Raw genomic sequence first — 7,797 nt, 5'->3', positions numbered from 1 at the left:
TTATATCACGCCATCTTCAAGTCACGTAAACCTGAAGCTATCAAGTTCCGTCAGTGGGTAACTACTGAAGTCTTACCATCCATCCGCAAGAACAAAGCCTATATCAAACCTGATGCAACAGCAGAAAACATAGCTGCTGCTATGACACCATCTCAACAGCTAGAGTTCTTTGAGAAGTCTCTAGCGTTGTTATCTAAGTGTGGTGTCCTTGAGGACTGGCATAAGCGGTTGGTTGGTGATGCTGTGTCTAACTTGTGGTGATGTTATGTATAACTTGCTGTGGATAACACGGGATATATCTCAAGAGGGAAGCGCGTCAAGGGTCGTTGTAGTAAAGCGCAGGAAAGGGTTTTGTGCAGTTGGTTAGTAGTAGGGATATAAAAGTCCTTGATAAGTTTCAGCTTGCATCATGTAGCTGATACAGCAAGCCTCACTCATCTGCGGACGGTGACCCCTGACGCTTTACTCTACAAGGGTGCGCGTCAAGAGGTAACTGCTGTGAAGCGCGTAGAGAGCTAAAAGACTTGACTTAAAGGGTGTCCATAGTATGGACATCCCCACCAAGAAAGGGTGTCAGCACTGCTGATATCCCTACCAAGAGATGTTGCGCTGCTAGGTACAGTCCTTAGTTGTCCTTGCAAAGCTGCGGAACATAGCGATAACTGCTGTGATGTTCCTTGCTCTGCGGCGGACGGGCTAAGAAGGAGGGACACGGGGATATCTAACAGAAGGGAGCGCGTCAAGAGGTAACTGCTGTGAAGCGCGGTTGAAGGTGATGTATGTAGTATCTACGCCATCTATGGGAAAGATAGCCTACAGGTTTTAACACGGGAGATAGCTTTAGTTTTTAGTGGCGGCGGAAGGTTACGTCGATAGCTCTCGTATGGAAAGTAACCATAGTGGTTAACAGCCGCAGCCTTAGTAGGTTACTGCGCGGAGCGCCCCTTCTTATAAAACAACAGATCACTCCTAACTCTTCTCTTTTCTTCCCGTGTTAAAAACTCAGTAGTTCACACTGTCTGAGGCAAAGCAAGCTTGCTACTTTAGTTATCGTATGCAAGCGCGTCTTTGCTGAAGACCCTTGGTAACTATAGGTTTTATATCTTGAGGTTATATGGACAGAGTTAGCCTTAAGTCTTTTGAGGAGTTTGGTTGACCGCTTTACGGACGTTCCGCGCTTTGAGGCGCTTCACTAGCAGGGCTACTGACGCTGTTGGTTTTGTCAAACCAACTCAACCAACTCTTTAGTTTGATATCCCTGGTGTTTGATACTTCTGTAGTTCACGTCCTACCTACCCACAGTATAAGTACCAGTTGTGAGGAACTTGTGAGGTTTTCTACCTTCTAGTTTTATAGTATAAGGGTTTCAGCTTCTATAAGAAAGTCTCATGAAAACTTTTTTTAGAACACGGGATATATAGGCTTATAGACTATGGTTGCTTATCTATGAAGTAAAGCTCTAGTCCTTTGCCGCGCCCTTAGCTGCGTCGTTCGCTCTCGTAAAGAAAAGCAGCGTCATAACTACAAGCTATCTCCTGTGTCTTTCCTATGAAACTTCCTTATATATCATAGCAGCTAACGCAGTCATAAGGGTTTCAGCGTTTTAGTCCTTGTTACCTACAGATATGTCAAGACAAGAGAGCTAAGAGTAGGTGGGTTATGGCAAGCGTGACTAAAGCACAACTAGAACAACTGTTAGATGAAACGCGGAAGGAAGTACAGGAAACAGTTATGCAACTCCAAGCCCTTGAGCGCAGGAACGCTAAGCTTGAAGTAGCCCTTTATGATGCACAAGAAAGACTGTTTTATCTAAGAGGTCACGCCTTAGTTTATATGCCAGAAGTTTTAGGAAAGGAACAACAGTTTTAGAAGTTTAAGAGTTTAAGAGTTTTAAAAGTTTAAAAAGTTTTTCTCCACGTTTTATGGCTCACAGCTCTCTCTTGAAAAAGGGAGAGTTTTTCTTAGTTGAAACTTCTGAAGCTTTTACATAAAAGTTCCCGTAGTTAACAACTCTTCACATATAAGTTACCCAAAGCTCTACAACCACTCACGGTAGAGCTTTCCTTATGGCTAAACAACAAGACCTGAACTCTGTAGCATCCACTGTGACAAAAGCACTTCAGAAGAACAACATAGCCCAAGCCCTTACTGCTTTACGGCGCGTCCCTCAAGAGTTTGCCCTTGAAGTTCTAGCGGTTGCGGTAGATGGCGTTGAACCTACTAGGCGTGGAAAACTACTTTATGTCTTAGGGTTTACCGGGGATAGAGATATGGATGTTTTTGATGTCCTGGGTGCTGAGCCGCTAACTTTTGATAGCTTAGATACTGACTTCTTTTTCTTTGGCTAAACTTTTCTTTAGCTATATCCTATAAACACCTTGTCCTTACAAGCTCTCTGGTGATATCCTAGATAAGCGGGATATGCTGCCCCTGTGTTTCTATGCCCATACTGGATACGGAGTGGATACGGGACACGGGAGTAGCAAGAACCAGTAACTCAAAAGTCTACGTTCGGCGACATAGCCAAGTGGTAAGGCAGAGGTCTGCAAAACCTTTATCCCCCAGTTCGAATCTGGGTGTCGCCTTAAGGAGTCCAGCCTATAAAAGCGTTCTATGCCCGCTACATTGCCATTTGTCCGCCAGATTGGAAATATGGCATATCTGTCGGGCAAGTTCCAGAAGCTCCTTTACCTGGAGCCAGCAAACCGTTACAGTGGGATGAAAAGCTAGGCGTGCGAGTGAGAAAGTAAAGGTTGAGGGAGCAGGGAGCAGGGAGCAGGGGGAAGAGTGCTGAGGGAGTCGCCCAGCTGAGGTTGAGGGAGCAGGGAGCAGGGAGTAGGGGGAAGAGTGCTGAGGGAGTCGCCCAGCTGAGGGAGAAAGAGCAACTGTCAACCGTCAACAACCAACTACCAACTACCAACTACCAATGACCCCTCTCACAGATTTAGAAGCAATTCCATATATTGATACAGACGGTCAATTACCAGCACAGTACCAAGGTAAAGTAGGAGTCTATGCAATTTTTGACTCGGACAAAGTGCTGCAATATATAGGATATTCTCGCGATGTTTATCTCAGTTTGCAACAGCATCTCGTCCGCCAACCGCAAAAATGTTATTGGCTGAAGGTAGAAACTATAGACCGTCCCAGTCGCTCAGTCTTGGAAAATATTCGCCAGGAGTGGATTGAGGAAAATGAATCGTTTCCCCCTGGAAATGGCGCACAAGAAGCAGAATGGACTCAACCAATTGATGCTAAATTATCGCTGACATCTGAAGAACAAAAAAGTTTAGCAGATGGTGATGAATTGGCTCAAATAAAAATTTTAAAAACTGCGGCAAGACGAGTTGAAGCAGAGATTTTATCCCAATTACAAACTCGCGGTTTGCAAATGCAATTACGGTTTAATCCTAAGCTCAAAGAACAGGGATTATTAGACTTGAAGTAATTGTTCGCATAGCCGATCGCCGCGATCGCGCCTATATTGAAAAAAGTGCGATGGCATATGCAGAACAGACAGAATGGAAACAACAACAGCAGTTAATCCCTTTCTTGAAGGTAACTTTGCGCCCGTGCGTGAAGAGATTACTTCCGATCCGCTCAAAGTTATTGGCGAACTCCCTACCGATTTATCGGGGATGTTCGTGCGCAATGGTCCCAATCCTCAGTGGACACCCATCGGACAGTATCACTGGTTTGATGGAGATGGGATGTTGCACGGAGTCCAAATTCGTCATGGCAAAGCCAGCTATCGCAACCGCTATGTCAGAACGCGAGGCTTTGAAATTGAGCAAAAAGCGGGTAAAGCCGTTTGGAGTGGCTTATTGGAACCATCTCAACCGGACAGCGACGGCGGCTACAAAAACACCGCGAATACTGCCTTGGTGTGGCACGCAGGACAACTGCTAGCCACTTGGGAAGGAGGTGCGCCCCACGCGATCGCGGTTCCCCAGTTAGAGACGAAGGGCGAATATACCTATAACGGTAAGTTAGCTTCTGCTTTTACTGCCCATCCTAAAGTCGATCCGGTGACGGGCGAGATGATGTTTTTTGGTTACTCGTTTGCTCCGCCGTTTGTCAAATACAGTATTGTTTCTCCACAAGGTGAGTTATTGCGAACGATACCGATAGAATTGCCGATGGGGGTGATGATGCACGACTTTGCCATCACTGCCAATTACACGATATTTATGGATCTGCCGATGACTTTTAACCCCGCACGGATGCAGCGTGGCGAACCTGGGTTAATGTTTGAACGCGATCGCCCCAGCCGTTTTGGTATTCTCCCCCGTCACGGCGATAACAGCAATATTCGTTGGTTTGAATCTCCTTCTTGTTATGTTTTCCATACCTTCAACGCTTACGAGGAGGGAGACGAAGTAGTGCTAATTGCCTGTCGCATGAGTTCTACAAATGTGTTCGTGACGCAGCCAGAACAACGCGATCCTGATGGTGATATTCCTCGCTTGCACAGTTGGCGGTTCAATCTCAAAACTGGAAATGTGCGGGAAGAAATGCTAGATGACACGCCAGGGGAGTTTCCCCGCATCAATGAAAATGTGTTAGGACGCAAAAACCGCTACGGTTACGTGGCGAAAGCATCCTCTACGCCCTTGCCTTTATTTGATGGTTCGATCAAATACGACCTTCAAGCAGGTTATTCTCAAACCTACGAGTACGGTAAGGGACGCTATGGTGGTGAGGCTGTATTCGTTCCTCGTCCTGATGCAACTGTAGAAGATGATGGGTGGTTAATTACCTTTGTCTACGATACTGATGCAGGAACTTCTGAATTATTGGTGTTAAATGCCCAAGATTTGAGTAGCGATCCTGTGGCGCGGGTATTAATTCCTCAGCGCGTACCTTATGGCTTTCACGGAACTTGGGTATCTCAACAGCAGTTGGATGCTTCCGTATAGTAGGGCAAATCTAAATAGATCTCAATTAGGAATGACAAGATCTTGCCGATCTCCCAGCCCCCTTAAAAAGGGGGTTTTGTCCTCTCTTGTATAAAATCATCCTACCTTCAAAAAGGAGTTGGGAGGAGATCGACTGCCTAACTCTCGATAGATTTGATTTTTCCTCTGCCTGTAGTCAGGTTTTCTACTTCTATCTTCAGTAGGTTTAAACAAGTTAAAAATCTTTGTTACTGTTCAAAAGGTTAGTCATAATCTGCTGACGGCAAAGATAAATTTAACCGAAGAAGTTAAGAAGGAGTTAATATGACATTTACTCAAAGCAACGACCAGAATCTCAGTCAATTTGTTGCTTCAATTCAAAAATTAAATGTAGACGATCAATTAGCTTTGTTCTACTTCATTTACAAGAAAATGGGTGACTCTGTCACCCCAGCCGCGCCAGGAGCTAGCACTGCATCTGCTGATATAGCCGAAGGTTTATTTAACCAAATTAAAGAAAAGTCTCACGAAGAACAACTACAATTCCAACGGGACTTAATTAATAAGGCTGATAACGAGTACACGCGGATGTATGGCTCGATGAGCGATACTACTAAACTACTGTTTTGGTATCGTCTGGCTCAAGGAATGGATAGCAATGTCATCAGCCCTATGCCTCCAAACTACGAGCTTTCCAGTGAATCAAAAGGGATATTAAACCAGCTCGAAGGGATGGATTTCGAGCAACAAATTACTCTATTTCGCGACTATGTATCGCCGATGGGCGCTGAACCTAAGCAAGGTGCAGAAGTATAGAGATAAGGGGGCGCGAAATTTCGCGCCTCAGAAGATTCTGGAACGAAATTACAAATCAAAATTAACAGCAAAGAGGTAAACATGGCATCTACAAATGTTAACGATCTCAAGCCACTAGCAAAACAATTTACGAGCCTAGATATCGACGACCAGCTAGGAGTAATGGCTTTAATCTACAAAGAAATTTCTGGTTCGATTCCAGCAGATAGTTTACCAACAAGCTCTAGTGATGTTCAAAGCATCGTCGGAAGCGTACAAAAAATGTCTTCTGAAGAGCAAATAAATGCTCTACGCGACTTGTTGCCAGCCAACAAAACGGATCAAAACGAAACTATGCTCGATCCTAATCCTGCTAAGGCACTGCCTGAATTACTACAAGGGAAAACAGAAGTTCCTGTAGGGGAGTATGGCAAGCTAAATCCTGAATCTAAGTTGGCAGTTTGGTATCTTTTGGCGCAAAAATTAGGTAGTGGAATTGTTGCCATTCCCAGCGACTACAGCCCCTCGGCGGAAGCAATGCAAGTCTTCAATTCCCTCAAATCTATGGGGCAAGAGCAAATGGCTAATTTCGTAGTCAAAGGTATGGAAGAGTTGAGTTCCAACATCACAGAACCGCCCAAGAATGCGGAATAAGCGATCGCTCAAATCAGATACAGCTAGATAATCCTCAGTGCTACCAGGCTAAGTCTGATAGCATTTTTTTATGAGCATCATATTTGTAAAACTGTTTCACGCACCACTCACCACGCACCACGCACCAATGACCAATGACCAATGACCCAACTTTTCCCGCTATTATGGTGGATTGGTGGTGGCTGTTTAACCGCCATTATCGGTGTCTTCGTAATTCTATATTTTCGAGGCACATTTCGCGATCGCATTGAATACAAAGTCAAACATGTTCCCGCGCCTCAAGATGCACGCTTTTCCCTCGCCCTAGCTAGCTTATCTAACTCTGTCGTTACCAGCGGACGCTCGACAGATTTTTGGCTGGAAGCAGAACAAATTAACGCTGCACGACTAGAAGCCATCCGTAGTGCCAAACATAAGATTCACTTCGAGACATTTTTCATGACTCCCGGGCGCAGGGCGAACGATTTCGCCGCCGCGATCGCCGAAAAAGCCCAAGCAGGTGTTAAGGTACAAGTCATTGTTGATAAGTATGGGGTCAAAACTTTACCGCAGCGTTACTGGAGACGACTAAAGGCTGCTGGAGTCGAAGTCAGGTTCTTCAATGATTTTAACTGGCGATCGCCCATTGATTATTTTGCCCGCAGTCACCGCAAGCTATTAATTATTGATGGCGAATTTGCCTTAATTGGTGGTGCAGGTGTCTCCGATTACTGGGATGGCAGAGATAATATTCGAGGAACTCATCCTTGGTACGACTTTGAAACGCGGCTAGAAGGCGAAGTTGTCGCTGTGTTAGAAGGTATGTTCATGCAACACTGGACTTACGTGCATGGTACTGCTGACTTATCGACTACAGTTTCCCAGCTTGGAACGTCGAGCAACCCGACAATTCTCGTTACCGCAGGCGACGATCCTTCCTATCGTTCTGCATCAGTTAAAGCTTTATTTCAAGTTAGCATTCATGCTGCCAGACAGCAGGTTTGGATTGCCAGCCCCTATTTTCTCGCCGATAAAAATATTCGCATTGCCCTAGTCGATGCTAAAAAGCGCGGGGTTGATGTCAAAATATTCACGAATGGGATTCGCTCGGACAAGAGGTTTGTTTATTTTGCTTCCTGCGAACAATATCGCAATCTCCTCGCTGCTGGCGTAGAAATTTATGAATATCAACCCAGTATGATGCACGCTAAAGCATTATTGATAGACAATCGCTGGCTCAGTACTGGTAGTGCTAATTTCGATCCGCGGAGTTTTTTTCATAATGACGAGTTAGATATTTCTACTTCTGATATTTGCTTAGTCAAGCACGTTGAGAAAATATTTTTACAAGGATTTGCTAAATCTAAACAAGTCAGTTTCACTGAATGGAGAAAACGCCCTTTATGGCAAAGAGCGTTAGCTAAAATTGTTCTCTTTTTTGAATCGCAGTTGTAGAAATACAAAATTTTGT

General features: G+C 44.8%; 9 protein-coding genes, 1 tRNA gene and 1 pseudogene. All 11 read left to right on the top strand.

The genetic code is table 11. From position 1 onward, the window contains the following. Positions 1 to 261 (top strand): BRO-N domain-containing protein (locus ACRC32_RS07430; protein ID WP_438553363.1); only part of this gene is annotated, 261 nt, incomplete at its 5' end. A 1,398-nt stretch (positions 262 to 1,659) separates the two neighbouring features. Further along, a complete protein-coding gene (locus ACRC32_RS07425) occupies positions 1,660 to 1,869 on the top strand; it encodes a hypothetical protein (protein ID WP_438553362.1) in 210 nt (69 codons plus the stop codon). 197 nt (positions 1,870 to 2,066) lie between these two features. Continuing rightward, on the top strand, positions 2,067 to 2,348 hold the full coding sequence (locus tag ACRC32_RS07420; protein WP_438553361.1) for a hypothetical protein: 282 nt from the start codon (positions 2,067 to 2,069) through the stop codon (positions 2,346 to 2,348). Between the two features lie 165 nt (positions 2,349 to 2,513). Further along, positions 2,514 to 2,585, top strand: a tRNA-Cys gene (locus tag ACRC32_RS07415). Between the two features lie 27 nt (positions 2,586 to 2,612). Next, positions 2,613 to 2,750 (top strand): annotated as a pseudogene (locus ACRC32_RS07410) (cyclase family protein); the annotation flags it as partial. Between the two features lie 3 nt (positions 2,751 to 2,753). Then, complete coding sequence (locus ACRC32_RS07405; RefSeq protein ID WP_438553360.1) at positions 2,754 to 2,930, top strand: hypothetical protein; 177 nt, start codon at positions 2,754 to 2,756, stop codon at positions 2,928 to 2,930. Further along, positions 2,927 to 3,448 carry a GIY-YIG nuclease family protein gene (locus ACRC32_RS07400; RefSeq protein ID WP_250015796.1) on the top strand — a complete coding sequence of 174 codons (522 nt, stop codon included), beginning with the start codon at positions 2,927 to 2,929 and terminating at the stop codon, positions 3,446 to 3,448. Before ACRC32_RS07405 ends, ACRC32_RS07400 begins: the two co-directional genes overlap by 4 nt. A 73-nt stretch (positions 3,449 to 3,521) precedes the next feature. Continuing rightward, on the top strand, positions 3,522 to 4,919 hold the full coding sequence (locus ACRC32_RS07395) for a carotenoid oxygenase family protein (protein WP_438553359.1): 1,398 nt from the start codon (positions 3,522 to 3,524) through the stop codon (positions 4,917 to 4,919). Between the two features lie 303 nt (positions 4,920 to 5,222). Continuing rightward, the gene (locus tag ACRC32_RS07390; RefSeq protein WP_438553358.1) at positions 5,223 to 5,714 is read left to right on the top strand and encodes an orange carotenoid protein N-terminal domain-containing protein; all 492 of its coding nucleotides are present in this window, start codon (positions 5,223 to 5,225) and stop codon (positions 5,712 to 5,714) included. 81 nt (positions 5,715 to 5,795) lie between these two features. Next, positions 5,796 to 6,347: an orange carotenoid protein N-terminal domain-containing protein gene (locus ACRC32_RS07385; RefSeq protein ID WP_438553357.1), complete on the top strand. Its 552-nt coding sequence runs from the start codon at positions 5,796 to 5,798 to the stop codon at positions 6,345 to 6,347. A gap of 141 nt (positions 6,348 to 6,488) precedes the next feature. Then, positions 6,489 to 7,781 carry a phospholipase D-like domain-containing protein gene (locus ACRC32_RS07380; RefSeq protein WP_438553356.1) on the top strand — a complete coding sequence of 431 codons (1,293 nt, stop codon included), beginning with the start codon at positions 6,489 to 6,491 and terminating at the stop codon, positions 7,779 to 7,781. Positions 7,782 to 7,797: the final 16 nt, after the last annotated feature.

The sequence above is a fragment of the Chroococcidiopsis sp. genome, assembly GCF_051657925.1.
Taxonomy (GTDB): domain Bacteria; phylum Cyanobacteriota; class Cyanobacteriia; order Cyanobacteriales; family Chroococcidiopsidaceae; genus Chroococcidiopsis.
The sequence above is the reverse complement of the archived record's forward strand: the minus strand, read 5'-3'. Positions and strand labels throughout refer to the sequence as shown.

Coding starts and splice junctions, on each gene's coding strand:
- ACRC32_RS07425 (WP_438553362.1), top strand. CDS start 1,660: ATGGCAAGCGTGACTAAAGCACAACTAGAACAACTGTTAGATGAAACG.
- ACRC32_RS07420 (WP_438553361.1), top strand. CDS start 2,067: ATGGCTAAACAACAAGACCTGAACTCTGTAGCATCCACTGTGACAAAA.
- ACRC32_RS07400 (WP_250015796.1), top strand. CDS start 2,927: ATGACCCCTCTCACAGATTTAGAAGCAATTCCATATATTGATACAGAC.
- ACRC32_RS07395 (WP_438553359.1), top strand. CDS start 3,522: ATGGAAACAACAACAGCAGTTAATCCCTTTCTTGAAGGTAACTTTGCG.
- ACRC32_RS07390 (WP_438553358.1), top strand. CDS start 5,223: ATGACATTTACTCAAAGCAACGACCAGAATCTCAGTCAATTTGTTGCT.
- ACRC32_RS07385 (WP_438553357.1), top strand. CDS start 5,796: ATGGCATCTACAAATGTTAACGATCTCAAGCCACTAGCAAAACAATTT.
- ACRC32_RS07380 (WP_438553356.1), top strand. CDS start 6,489: ATGACCCAACTTTTCCCGCTATTATGGTGGATTGGTGGTGGCTGTTTA.